Origin of the sequence: Gemmobacter denitrificans (genome assembly GCF_036964905.1) — a bacterium.
Classification (GTDB): domain Bacteria; phylum Pseudomonadota; class Alphaproteobacteria; order Rhodobacterales; family Rhodobacteraceae; genus Gemmobacter; species Gemmobacter denitrificans.
In genome coordinates this window covers 408,508-420,233 of the sequence record NZ_JBALHR010000003.1, presented here as the reverse complement: position 1 = coordinate 420,233, position 11,726 = coordinate 408,508, and the positions used below count along the sequence as shown (strand labels likewise).

12 protein-coding genes and 1 riboswitch are annotated in these 11,726 nt (G+C 65.0%); of the genes, 10 read left to right on the top strand and 2 right to left on the bottom strand.

The annotated features are described in order from the left end of the window. Positions 1–94 precede the first annotated feature (94 nt). A complete protein-coding gene (gene map / locus V6590_RS07790) occupies positions 95–904 on the top strand; it encodes a type I methionyl aminopeptidase (RefSeq protein ID WP_335421583.1) in 810 nt (269 codons plus the stop codon). A gap of 27 nt (positions 905–931) precedes the next feature. Here map and V6590_RS07785 read toward each other — a convergent pair whose 3' ends face one another. Then, positions 932–1,327, bottom strand: a complete 396-nt coding sequence (locus V6590_RS07785) for a diacylglycerol kinase (protein ID WP_335421581.1) — start codon at positions 1,325–1,327, stop codon at positions 932–934. Between the two features lie 139 nt (positions 1,328–1,466). On the opposite strand from V6590_RS07785, the gene V6590_RS07780 reads away from it, so the two are divergent. Continuing rightward, a complete protein-coding gene (locus V6590_RS07780) occupies positions 1,467–1,745 on the top strand; it encodes a DUF6525 family protein (protein WP_335421580.1) in 279 nt (92 codons plus the stop codon). 101 nt (positions 1,746–1,846) lie between these two features. On the opposite strand, the gene V6590_RS07775 is transcribed toward V6590_RS07780, so the two are convergent. Then, positions 1,847–2,050 carry a DUF1127 domain-containing protein gene (locus V6590_RS07775; RefSeq protein ID WP_335421578.1) on the bottom strand — a complete coding sequence of 68 codons (204 nt, stop codon included), beginning with the start codon at positions 2,048–2,050 and terminating at the stop codon, positions 1,847–1,849. Positions 2,051–2,333: 283 nt separating this feature from the next. Here V6590_RS07775 and V6590_RS07770 point away from each other — a divergent pair, with 283 nt between their 5' ends. From V6590_RS07770 to V6590_RS07735, 8 genes are all read left to right on the top strand, one after another. Beyond that, positions 2,334–3,278, top strand: coding sequence for a Bug family tripartite tricarboxylate transporter substrate binding protein (locus V6590_RS07770; protein WP_335421576.1), 945 nt, complete (start codon positions 2,334–2,336; stop codon positions 3,276–3,278). Then, positions 3,275–3,760 (top strand): tripartite tricarboxylate transporter TctB family protein, encoded by a 486-nt coding sequence (locus tag V6590_RS07765; RefSeq protein ID WP_335421574.1) that lies wholly within the window; start codon positions 3,275–3,277, stop codon positions 3,758–3,760. Before V6590_RS07770 ends, V6590_RS07765 begins: the two co-directional genes overlap by 4 nt. 3 nt (positions 3,761–3,763) lie before the next feature. Next, on the top strand, positions 3,764–5,281 hold the full coding sequence (locus V6590_RS07760) for a tripartite tricarboxylate transporter permease (protein WP_335421572.1): 1,518 nt from the start codon (positions 3,764–3,766) through the stop codon (positions 5,279–5,281). 176 nt (positions 5,282–5,457) lie between these two features. Further along, a complete protein-coding gene (locus V6590_RS07755) occupies positions 5,458–6,966 on the top strand; it encodes a di-heme oxidoreductase family protein (RefSeq protein WP_335421570.1) in 1,509 nt (502 codons plus the stop codon). Further along, positions 6,966–7,940 carry an imelysin family protein gene (locus tag V6590_RS07750; RefSeq protein ID WP_335421568.1) on the top strand — a complete coding sequence of 325 codons (975 nt, stop codon included), beginning with the start codon at positions 6,966–6,968 and terminating at the stop codon, positions 7,938–7,940. The genes V6590_RS07755 and V6590_RS07750 overlap by 1 nt, the downstream gene beginning before the upstream one ends. 5 nt (positions 7,941–7,945) lie before the next feature. After that, the gene (locus tag V6590_RS07745; RefSeq protein WP_335421566.1) at positions 7,946–9,004 is read left to right on the top strand and encodes a DUF1513 domain-containing protein; all 1,059 of its coding nucleotides are present in this window, start codon (positions 7,946–7,948) and stop codon (positions 9,002–9,004) included. A gap of 96 nt (positions 9,005–9,100) precedes the next feature. After that, positions 9,101–10,375, top strand: a complete 1,275-nt coding sequence (locus V6590_RS07740) for a calcium-binding protein (protein WP_335421564.1) — start codon at positions 9,101–9,103, stop codon at positions 10,373–10,375. Between the two features lie 107 nt (positions 10,376–10,482). Continuing rightward, entirely contained in the window at positions 10,483–11,469 is a 987-nt protein-coding gene (locus tag V6590_RS07735) for a type I glyceraldehyde-3-phosphate dehydrogenase (RefSeq protein WP_335421562.1), read from the top strand. A gap of 41 nt (positions 11,470–11,510) precedes the next feature. Next, positions 11,511–11,722: riboswitch (cobalamin riboswitch) on the top strand. Positions 11,723–11,726 lie beyond the last annotated feature (4 nt).

The window sequence follows — 11,726 nt, the reverse complement described above, 5'->3', positions numbered from 1 at the left end:
CTAGCGTGACCGGCCCCGCAATCAAACCCCCGCCCTCTGGCCTTTTTCCATTTCCCGCCGTATCTACAGCCCATTCGAGCGAAAGGACGCCCCCGTGAACGACATCCGTGGCCGCATTACCCGAGATGGCATCCGCATCTATGACGATGCTGATTTCGCAGGGATGCGCACCGCCGGGCAGGTCGCGGCGGAAATCCTGGATGCGGTCATCCCTTTGGTCAAACCCGGCGCGACCACGGGCGAGATTGATGCCTTCATCACCGCCGAGGTCACGCGGCGCGGCGTCGTTTCGGCCACCATCGGCTACAAGGGCTATCAGCACGCCTCCTGTATTTCGGTGAACCATGTGGTCTGCCATGGCATCCCGGGCAGCAAGGTGCTGGCGGATGGCGATATCCTGAACATCGACGTCACGGTGATCGTGGATGGCTGGTATGGCGATACCAGCCGGATGTTCGTGGCGGGTGCCTTGCCGCGCAAGGCGGAACGGTTGATCGAGGTGACGCATGAAGGGCTGATGCGCGGCATTGCGGCGGTGAAGCCCGGCAATACCTTCGGCGATATCGGCCATGCGATTCAGGCCTATGTCGAAGCCAACCGCATGTCCGTCGTGCGCGATTTCTGCGGCCATGGTCTGGGCCGCGTCTTTCATGCCCCGCCAAATGTGCTGCATTATGGCCGCCCCGGCACTGGCCCGGTGCTGGAAGAGGGCATGTTCTTCACCATCGAACCCATGGTCAACCTTGGCCGCCCGGAAACCAAGGTGCTGGCTGATGACTGGACTGCCGTCACCCGCGACAAATCGCTTTCGGCACAATACGAACATTCGGTGGGGGTGACCGCCACAGGCTGCGAAATCTTTACCCTGTCACCAGCAGGCAAGTTTTTCCGCACCTGGGAATAAGCGCGGCACCTGGGGATCTGGTCGGCGTCAGACCCCCAGCAGCACCATCAGCACATAGATCGCATTGGCCGCGATCAGACAGGCCACCGCAAAACTGCCCAGATCCTTGGCATGTTTGGCGAATTGCGCCCATTCTGGTGCAAGGTGATCCACCACCTCCTCCACCGCGGTATTGAGCGATTCGATCGCCAGCAGCACCAGCCACAGCACGGCAAAACCCAGTATCTCGCGCAGCGCCGCGCCCCAAAGCGCAAGACCAACTGCAACGCCAAGACCGGCCAGCACTTCGTGTCGGAAAGCCGTCTCGCCCAGCATCCGGCCCAGACCCGCAGCAGAGAACCGGGCTGCGGCGAACAGATGGCGCAGGCCATGCTTGCGGGCGGGGCGGGGCTGCGCAGTGCGCGTCTGGTCTGGGTCGGTCATGCGGGTCCTTTCGGCATCGCCGCAGAATCGGGCAATTCGCGCGGTTTATCCAGCCCAAAGCTTGCAGCAAGCTTGCGGTCTTGCCAGTGGCCGCCCACCATGGCATGAATGATATGATATAACATTTCAAATACAGCTCATGCCCCAGAATCTCCGATCCCCCCGCGCCCGCTGGCGCAAGGGCAGCCCCATGCAACGCCATGACCGGCTGCCACCCGCTTTGCGGCGCTGGCTGATCCATGCGGCCCTGCCATGGAGCGCTGCGTCGGTCCTGCATCTGTGGCAGCGCACCTTGCGCGAAGGCGGTTCGGAATCACTGGCGTTGCAGCGGCTTGACGCCGCCGAACGGGCGACCCTGCGACGAGAGGCACCCCGGGTCTGGGGGGCGGCCTATCCCGTATGTGAAAACAGCCCGTGACCTGGGGGGACACGGGCTGCCGTCAATGCGGCGCGAGGGAGGAGGAACGCGCCGCCGAGCTCCGGCCACCGGGGGAGGATCCGGCAGACCGGTCGAAAACCTTACTTGCCGAAGGCGGCCTGATGCGCGATCTGGGCGATCTGGCTGCGGTGCATGCCCATATCGGCCAACTCACGGTCGCTCAACGCATCCAGTTCGGCCACGGTTTTCGCATAGGTCATGCGCCGGGTGATCGCGGTCTTCACCGTTTCCACCAGGGTGGACAAACGGAAGCCGGTCGCGCGTTGCGAAGAAACATAAGCCATTTCATATACCTCTCGGGTTCATCGCAGGGCAGGCAGCGGATCCGCCTCTCCTGATGGCGCTAACATGGGGTCAATGCCGCAGCTGCACAATCCGCCGGAATGCGATTCCTGCCATGCAATTTCCGCATGGCTTGCGAGCCCATGCTCGGGCAACCCGCGCAAGACAGCCGCACATGTCAGGTCGATGACAGGTTCCTGTGCGCAGATGGCGTCCGAGATGGCACGAGGAGGTGCCATCCAGCCGGAATCACCCCGCAATGTCGGGGTTCAGGGAGGAAAACCGATGAAACACGCTATTCTTGGCGCGGCGCTCAGCTTTGCGCTGGCTGTCCCGGCGCTGGCCGCCGATTACACCATCATGGCCCCGGCCTCGCCCGGTGGTGGCTGGGATTCCACCGCCCGCACCATGCAGGAAGTGATGCAGGCCGAAGGCATTTCAGGTTCGGTTCAGGTGCAGAACGTGCCGGGTGCCGGCGGCACCGTCGGCCTTGCGCAATTCGTGGCCTCGGCCAATGGCGATGCCTCGCAGCTGATCGTCGGCGGCTATGTGATGGTCGGCGCGATCCTGACCAATGGTTCGCCGGTCTCGCTGGCTGATGTGACGCCGATTGCACGGCTGACCGGCGAAGCCGTGGCCATCGTCGTGCCCGCCGCATCGCCCATTCAGGACATTCAGGGCCTTGTCGATGCGATGAAGGCCAATCCGGGCGCTGTCAGCTGGGCGGGCGGTTCGGCTGGCGGGGTGGACCACATCACCGCAGGCCTTCTGGCCAAGGCCGCCGGGGTTGACCCGACCAAGATCAACTACATCGCCTTCTCGGGCGGTGGCGAAGCGACGGCTGCCATTCTGGGCAATCAGGTGACGGCAGGTCTCTCGGGTCTGGGTGAATTCCTGCCGCAGGTGCAGGCAGGCACGATGCGCCTGCTGGCCGTGTCGTCGGGCGAACGTCTGGCCGGGATCGAAGCGCCGACGCTGAAAGAAGCAGGCTTTGACGTGGTCGTGCAGAACTGGCGGATGGTTGCAGCCGCGCCGGGCCTGAGCGACGAACAGAAGGCCGCCGTATCGGCTGACATCGAAAAGCTTGCCAAATCCGCGGGCTGGCAGAAGGCGCTGGCAGACAAGGGCTGGGCCGACACCTATCTGGCCGGTGCCGATTTCGAGGCGCAACTGGCCAAGGAAATCGAAGCCACCACCGCGATCCTCAAGGACATCGGTCTGGTGAAATGAGCCAGTTCGGCCAAAGCGGACGCCGCCCCGATGGGGCGGCGTTCATCATCGCGGCGGCACTGGCCGCCATCGGCACGGTGATCTTGTGGGATGCCGGACGCCTGCCCGACAATGGCGGTTATTCCGGTGTCGGCGCGGGCGATGTGCCAAGGTTGATCGGCTATGCCCTGCTGGGCCTGGCCCTGTGGACCGGGATCGACGGAATGCGCGGTGCTGATCCGCGCCCGAAGCAACAGCCCGTGCCGCTTCTGTGGCTGCTGGGGGGCCTGTCGGTGATGGTTGCCAGCATCCACTGGATCGGCTTTGCCCTTGGTGCCACCATCCTGTTCACTTGCGCCGCCGCCGCTTTCGGTGAACGCCGCTTCCACATCGCCATTCCCTCGGGGCTTGTGCTTGGCCTGGTCATCTATGCTGTCTTCGACCAGATCCTGAAGCTGAACCTGCCCGCTGGACCGATTGAAACCCTGATTTTCGGGGGCTGACACATGGATACGTTCGGATTTCTGCTGCAGGGGCTGGGCACTGCCCTTGACCCCATGATGCTGCTTTATGCGCTGATCGGGGTAACCCTCGGCACCGCCGTCGGCGTGCTGCCGGGCATTGGCCCTGCGCTAACCGTGGCCTTGTTGCTGCCTGTCACCTATGGGCTTGATCCGGCAGGGTCGCTCATCATGTTTGCGGGCATCTATTACGGCGGGATGTATGGGGGTTCGACCACGTCGATCCTGCTCAATACCCCCGGCGAAAGTGCCTCGATCGTCACGGCGCTTGAGGGCAACAAGATGGCCCGGGCCGGGCGCGGCGGGCCTGCCCTGGCCACTGCCGCCATCGGGTCATTCGTCGCCGGGCTGCTGGCCACGCTGGCACTGGCATTCCTTGCGCCGCATGTGGTGAAGCTGGCGCTGGTCTTTGGCCCGCGCGAATATTTCGCGCTGATGATGCTGGCCTTTGTCACCGTTTCGGCGGCCTTTGGCGAAAGCACGCTGAAGGGGCTGACTTCGCTCTTTATCGGGCTGGCACTGGCGCTGGTGGGGATCGACCAGCTGACCGGGCAGGCCCGGCTGTCCTTTGGTGTGCCGCAACTGCTCGACGGGATCGAGGTCACCACGCTTGCCGTCGCCATGTTCGCCCTGGGCGAGGCCCTGTTTGTCGCCGCACAAGGACCACAGGCCGATGCGGGTGTTCTGGCTGTCAAGGGCTCGGTCCGCATGACGGCGGCCGACTGGTCGCGGTCGTGGAAATCCTGGCTGCGCGGCACCGCCATCGGCTTTCCCATCGGGTCCATGCCGGCTGGTGGGGCCGACATCGCCTCGTTCCTGTCCTATGCGACGGAACGCAAGATGTCGAAACACCCCGAGGAATTCGGTCATGGTGCCATTGAAGGCGTGGCCGGACCCGAAGCTGCAAACAATGCCGCCGCCGCCGGAACGCTGGTGCCGCTGCTGACGCTGGGCCTGCCCACCACGGCCACGGCGGCCATCATGCTGGCGGGGTTCCAGCAATTCGGGCTGCAGCCCGGCCCGTTGCTGTTCATTTCGGCCCCGCAGCTGGTTTGGGGCCTGATCGCCTCACTGCTGATTGCCAATGTCATGCTGGTGGTGTTGAACCTGCCGCTGATCCGCTTCTGGATCCTGCTGCTGCGCATTCCGACGCCTTGGCTTTATGGCGGTATCCTTGTGTTTGCGACTCTGGGCACGCTGGGCGTGAACCCTTCACCGGTTGAACTGACGATGCTGGTTCTGTTCGGCCTGCTGGGCTATCTGATGCGGCTTTATGGCTATCCGATCGCTCCGGTGGTTGTCGGGCTGATCCTTGGCCCGATGGCGGAACAGCAGTTGCGCCGGGCCTTGGCCATCTCGCAGGGCGATCCGGTCACGCTGGTGCAAAGCCCGGTTGCGGCCTTCCTGCTGGGTCTGGCCGCGCTGGCGCTGATCTTGCCCATGGTGATGCGCGCGCGCGGCAAGGGGCAGGTTCTGTCACAGGTGGCTGGCTCCGACGATTGATCGCAGCGCTTTCCCGTGCCGGGGCAGCAACAAGGGGGGGCGCCAATGCGCCCCCCTTTCGCATCCCCCTTTGCCCGCCTGCGGCAATCTTGCCCCATTGCGCCGGATGCGGGAATTTCCGATAATATTACTCGGAAACCGCGCCTGCCATCTTGGCCCGCCGTATCGGAAAGACCATGACCCTCCGCCTCGCCCTTGCTGCGCTTTGGCTCGCAGCCCCCGCCATGGCCCAGACACTGGACGACCGGCACCTGCCTGTCATCCCGCGCAGCGCCGAAGAAACGGCCCGGATCACCGCGGTGACCGCGCCGCCCGCCGATTTCACCGCGCCCGAGACGTTTGAAGCCAAACCCGCCGGTGCGGCCACGGTGCGGCTGATCCCCACCGCCGATGCCTTTTCCAAATCCTCGGCCAATATGCCGTTCGAACGCGAAATGGATTTCAAGCTGGGCAATGGCCTGTTTCGCAAGACATGGGTGGCAGCGCCTGCCTCGACCCGGGCGTCGGACGGTCTTGGCCCGCTTTACAATGCCCGCGCCTGTCAGGATTGCCACCTGAAGGATGGGCGCGGCCATGTGCCCGAAGGCCCTGAAGATACCGCTGTGTCGATGTTCCTGCGCCTGTCGATCCCAGGCGGCCCCTCGCCCGAAGGCATTGCCGATTGGCTGGCCACGCGCCCCGATCCGAATTTCGGCGGCCAGTTGCAGGATTTCTCAGCCCCCGGTCATCGGCCCGAAGGCCGCATGGCCATCAGCTATGCTGAAGAACCCGTCACCCTGTCTGACAGGCTGCAGGTCTACCTGCGCCGCCCCACCTACGCGGTGGCAGATGCCGCCGCCCCGCTGCATCCCGATATCCAGCTTTCGCCCCGCGTGGCCCCGCAGATGATCGGGCTGGGTCTGCTGGAAGCGATCCCGGCAGCCGATATCCTTGCCCATGCCGATCCCGATGATGGCGATGGCGATGGCATTTCCGGCCGCCCCAATATCGTGCCAAGCATCGAATTCGGCGTGCCGATGCTGGGCCGCTTTGGTCACAAGGCGGGCAACCCCACCGTGAAGGAACAATCGGCGGGGGCTTTTTCCGGTGATATGGGCCTGTCAAACCCGTTGCATCCGTCTCCTGCCGGGGAATGCACCCCGGCCCAGACCCAGTGCCAGACCGCCATTCACGGGCAAGAGCCGGGCATCCGTGACGGGCTGGAGGTCGATGGCCAAAGCCTTGATCTGGTGACGTTCTATTCCCGCAATCTGGCCGTGCCCGAACGGCGCAAGACGGATGATCCGCAGGTATTGCGCGGCAAGGCGGTGTTTCACCAGGCGCAATGCGCCACCTGCCATGTGCCGAAATTCGTCACCCATCGCCTGAAAGACCAACCGGAACAGAGCTTTCAGTTGATCTGGCCCTATACCGACCTTTTGCTGCATGACATGGGCGAAGGGCTGGCCGATCACCGGCCCGAAGGCCGCGCGACCGGGCAGGAATGGCGCACAGCCCCGCTTTGGGGGATCGGCCTGACGGCGCAAGTGTCTGGCCACAGTCAGTTTCTGCATGATGGGCGGGCGCGCAGCCTGCTGGAAGCCGTGCTTTGGCATGGCGGCGAAGCGCAATCCGCCCGCGATGCCGTGGTGGCCCTGCCCACAGCCGACCGCGAAGCCCTGATCGCCTTTCTGGAAAGCCTATGATGCGCCTGCCACTTTTGCTCGCCCTTGCGCTGCCCCTTGCCCTGGCGATACCGGCCCGCGCCGATGTGGCCGAGGCAATCCGCGACCATGTCCTGCCCGGCCATGCGCGGCTGACCGAGGCAACGGCTGCGCTGGCCGCCAGTGAAAGTTGTGTGCCGGATGATTTGCGCCCGCTCTGGCATGATGCCTTTGACGCCTGGCTTGGCGTGGCCCATCTGCGGCTTGGCCCGGTCGAGGAAGAGGGCCGCGCGCTTGCCATCGCCTTCTGGCCTGACCCAAAGGGGATCGGGGCCAAGCAACAGCGGGCCCTGCTGGCCAAGGCCGATCCGGCCGTGCTGACCCCTGAAAACTTTGCCCGGCAATCGGTGGCGCTGCGCGGTCTTTTCGCTCTGGAACGGCTGCTGTGGCCGACCGAGGCTTGGACAGGCGATTATCCTTGCGCGCTGATCCATGCTACCGCCGATGATCTGGCCGCCACGGCACAGGCGGTGCAGGCGGGCTGGGAGAACGGCTTTGCGGACAGCCTGCTGCACCCCGGCCCCGGCCTGCGCTACCTGACCGAAGCCGAGACGCGGCAAGCCCTGTTCACCACGCTGATCACCGGGCTGGAGTTCAACGCCGATCAGCGCCTTGGCCGCCCATTGGGCAGTTTTGACAAGCCGCGCTCCGAACGTGCCGAAGCGCGCGTCAGCGGACGTAGCCTGCGCAACATCGCCCTCTCGCTGATGGCGTTGCGCGATCTGGCCCATACGCTGCATGCGGATCTGCCGCGCAGCGATGCCGGTTTTGCCACGGCGCTGCAACAGATCGACCGGATGCAGGACCCTGCCTTGCAAGGCGTGGCCGAGCCGCAGGGCTGGCTGAAGGCCGATATCCTTGCCCAGCAGATCCGCGCCATCCGCGATGCGGCGCTGGCGGAAATCGGCCCCGCCCTTGGCGTCGGGATCGGCTTCAACGCCGCTGACGGGGATTAAGGGCCATGCGCCGCCGCACATTTCTGGCCGCCATGCTGGCCAGCGCCGCGCCCCGCCCCGTCTGGGCCGATGTGGGCAGCCCTGCCTGGCTCGCCGCCGCCGCCCTGCCCGACGGAAGCCACCGGCTGCATGGTCTGTCTGCGGCAGGCGACATCCTTTTCGCCCTGCCCCTGCCCGCGCGCGGCCACGCCGCAACCGCCCACCCCGAACGCCCCGAGGCGGTGGCCTTTGCCCGCCGCCCCGGCACCTTCGCACTGGTGATCGATTGCCGGGCCGGGCGTGAAGTGGCACGCCTTACCCCGCCCGATGGGCGACAGTTCAATGGCCATGGCGCGTATTCTGCTGATGGATCAGTGCTGTATACATCCGAAGTGGTGGCTGAAAGCTCTGAAGGTCGCCTTGGTCTTTGGGATGCCACGCGCAGCTATGCCCGGATCGGCGAATGGTCCACTGGCGGGATCGGCCCGCATGATGTGAAGCGCCTGCCCCTGTCTGATGACCTGATCGTCGCCAATGGCGGCATCCAGACCGACCCGACAGACCGGACCAAGCTGAACCTCGACCGGATGCAGCCTTCGCTGGTGCGGATTGCCCCGGATGGCCGGATCATCGACCATGCCGGAATTGCCGATCTGCCGCAGAACTCCATCCGGCATCTGGCAATGCTGCCCGATGGTCGGGTGGCCTTTGCCCTGCAATGGGAAGGCGATCCCGCTGAAACCGTGCCGCTTCTGGGCCTGTGGACCCCCGGCAGCGCCCCCATCCTCCTGCCCGCCCCCGAAACCGAGGGCTATGTGATGCAGGGCTATGCCGGATCGGTGGCCTATAGCCCGGCGCTGCAAGCCCTTGCCATCACATCGCCCCGGGGCGGCGCATTGCAGGTCTTTGGCAGCGATGGCCGCTTCATCGCCACCCATCGCCGCGCCGATGTCTGCGGTGTGGCCGCAAGCCCGGACGGTTTTCTGGTGACCGATGGCAATGGCGGGCTTTCAACCCTGTCGGACCGATTGATCCCCGCGCAAGCGGCACCTGTGGCATGGGACAATCACCTGATTGCGCTTTGACCGGGTGCCATGACCGCTTTCCCGGGCGGAAGGGAAATGTTATGCAGCGCGGGCGCAAATCGCGCGCCAGAGTTCAATCAATTTGCAGGTGAGAACATGCCTTCGGTCGTCGTGAATTACAGCTGGATGGACACCGGAACGGTGATTGCCCTGGGCAATGGCCAGGATGCATGGATCGGAACCTTGGGGCTTGTGGTTTCATCCAATGGCGGGGCTACTATACGCGGCAACGGCGGCGGACATTGGATCACGCTCGCCGGGCAGTTGGCAGGTGGCACCGCAATTTCGCTGGGTGGGGCTGCGGGCCAGTCCACCGGGCATCGCGTGACCCTGACCTCCAGCGCGCTTATCACCGCTGATGACACCGGCATCGCATTGAACGGGCGCGGCGCAGTGATCCGCACGGCAGGTATGATCGAAGCGGGCGATACCGGCATTGCGCTGGCGGGCGCGGCAGGGCCGGTGGCGCGCCTGTCCAACAGCGGCACCATCAGCGGCGATCAGATCGGGGTGGAACGCAGCGGCCCTGCCGGGCTGGTGCTGACCAATACCGGCACGATCACAAGCCCGGGCGATGCGATCCGTATCGTCAACGGCACCGGGGCCGAGGCTGACAGCCGCATCGTGAACCGTGGGCAGATCGAAGGCGCCATCCGGCTGGCCGATGGCGATGATCTTCTGGACAGCCGCACAGGCAGCATCGAGGGCAGCATCGACCTTGGCGCGGGCAATGACAGGCTGCTGCTGGGCACCGGCAGCTACAGCGCAAAGGGTGGGGCCGACACAGATACTGCCAGCTATCAGGCCGATACAGCCGGTGTCGCCGTGGCACTCGATGATGGTTTCGAATGGGCTGGCGAAGCCGCCGATGATGATCTGACCGGGTTCGAGAACCTGATCGGCGGCAAAGGTGCCGACTGGCTGCGCGGCGATGCCGGGGCCAACCGGATCGAAGGCGGGATTGGGGCAGATCGGCTGGAAGGGGAAGATGGCAATGACACGCTGACCGGCGGGCGCGGCACTGACACGCTGACCGGGGGCGACGGCAATGACGTGTTCGTCTTTTCCCGCAAGGCCGAAGGCGGCGACAGCATCACCGATTTCGGGGCGTCCAGCGGCAACAATGATGCGATCCAATTGATCCGCGCGGGCTTTGGCCTGTCGGGCATGGCGGCAGGCACGCTGGCGTCGCAGTATTTCCGCAGCGGCACCAATGTCGAGGCCGCCTATGCGACCGACCTGTTCCTGTTCCGCACAAGCGACAGCACGCTGTGGTTTGATGCAGATGGCAATGGCGCGAAAGAGGCCATCCTGATCGCCGATCTGCAGGATGGGGCGGTGCTGACCCACGCCGATATCCTTCTGGCCTGAAACGCGCCCGCAGCCCGACCGTCACAAAACGTGATCAAATTCCCCGGTTGCAACTGCCGCCGGGGCGTGGTCAGACTTCGGCGATCATGGCAACCGGGGGCAGAGCGATGCAGGTCTTCATCAACGGCTTTGGTCGGATCGGACGTTCTGTCCTGCGGGCCTGGGCGGGTGGGGCTGCGCCGGATCTGAGTATTGCGGGGATCAATGACATCGCCGCTGCGGAAATGTGCGCCTATCTGTTCCAGTATGACAGTGTCTTTGGCCCGTTTCCGGGCCTTGTGACGCTCGAACCCGGTGCGCTGGTGGTGAATGGCACGGCCATTCCGCTGCATCGCACGCCCGATATTTCGGGGCTGGACCTGCGCGGCGTCGATCTGGTGATGGAATGTACTGGCCGGGCCGACGCCCGGGCCGTGGCCGAACGCGGGTTGCAGGCCGGGGCCCGGCGGGTGCTGATCTCGGGCCCTTCGGCTGCCGCAGATCTGACGCTGGTTCTGGGCGCGAATGAAACCCAGCTTGCCGGGCAGCGGATCGTGTCCAATGCCTCCTGCACCACCAATGCGCTGGCCCCGCTGGCGCGACTGATCCATCAGCACTGGGGCATCGTGACCGGATCGATGACCACCATCCATTGCTATACCGGCAGCCAGCCCACGGTAGACGCCCCGGCCGCCGATTTCGCCCGGTCACGCGCCGCCGCGCTGTCCATGGTGCCCACGACCACCTCGGCGCAGCGGCTGGTGGACCGGGTCTTGCCCGAACTTGCCGGTCGGCTGGAGGGCAGCGCCGTGCGGGTGCCCACGGCCAGCGTTTCGGCCGTTGATCTTTGCGTGATGACCGAACGCCCGACAGATGCGGCAGCGGTAAATACAGTGTTCCGCACGGCGGGCGGGGTGATCGGCGCGACCGACCTGCCGCTTGTCTCATCCGACCTGCGCGCAAGGCCCGAAAGCATCGTCATGGCCTGCCCCGAAACCCGGGTCACCCGGGGCGGGATGCTGCGGGTCTTTGGCTGGTACGACAATGAATGGGGCTTTTCCAACCGCATGCTTGATGTCGCCCGGCTGATATGCGCCGAGGTCGCCCCCGCCTGATCCTGCGTCGTGATCATGGCTTGACGGAAATCCCCGCACCGGCGATTGTCGGCACCGATGGTTCCCGGCCAAACCAAGCGCGGCCGGGTGAAAAGGGAATACGGTGTGGTGTAGGCAACAGCCGCCAAATCCGTGACTGCCCCCGCAACTGTAAGCGGTGAGCGACCTCCGAAACCACTGGCCCCAAAGGCCGGGAAGGTGGAGCAAGCCACGACCCGCGAGTCAGGAGACCTGCCATCAGAGCAATCAACCGACCC

Coding starts and splice junctions, on each gene's coding strand:
- V6590_RS07785 (WP_335421581.1), bottom strand. CDS start 1,327: ATGACCGACCCAGACCAGACGCGCACTGCGCAGCCCCGCCCCGCCCGC.
- V6590_RS07780 (WP_335421580.1), top strand. CDS start 1,467: ATGCCCCAGAATCTCCGATCCCCCCGCGCCCGCTGGCGCAAGGGCAGC.
- V6590_RS07775 (WP_335421578.1), bottom strand. CDS start 2,050: ATGGCTTATGTTTCTTCGCAACGCGCGACCGGCTTCCGTTTGTCCACC.
- V6590_RS07770 (WP_335421576.1), top strand. CDS start 2,334: ATGAAACACGCTATTCTTGGCGCGGCGCTCAGCTTTGCGCTGGCTGTC.
- V6590_RS07765 (WP_335421574.1), top strand. CDS start 3,275: ATGAGCCAGTTCGGCCAAAGCGGACGCCGCCCCGATGGGGCGGCGTTC.
- V6590_RS07760 (WP_335421572.1), top strand. CDS start 3,764: ATGGATACGTTCGGATTTCTGCTGCAGGGGCTGGGCACTGCCCTTGAC.
- V6590_RS07755 (WP_335421570.1), top strand. CDS start 5,458: ATGACCCTCCGCCTCGCCCTTGCTGCGCTTTGGCTCGCAGCCCCCGCC.
- V6590_RS07750 (WP_335421568.1), top strand. CDS start 6,966: ATGCGCCTGCCACTTTTGCTCGCCCTTGCGCTGCCCCTTGCCCTGGCG.
- V6590_RS07745 (WP_335421566.1), top strand. CDS start 7,946: ATGCGCCGCCGCACATTTCTGGCCGCCATGCTGGCCAGCGCCGCGCCC.
- V6590_RS07740 (WP_335421564.1), top strand. CDS start 9,101: ATGCCTTCGGTCGTCGTGAATTACAGCTGGATGGACACCGGAACGGTG.
- V6590_RS07735 (WP_335421562.1), top strand. CDS start 10,483: ATGCAGGTCTTCATCAACGGCTTTGGTCGGATCGGACGTTCTGTCCTG.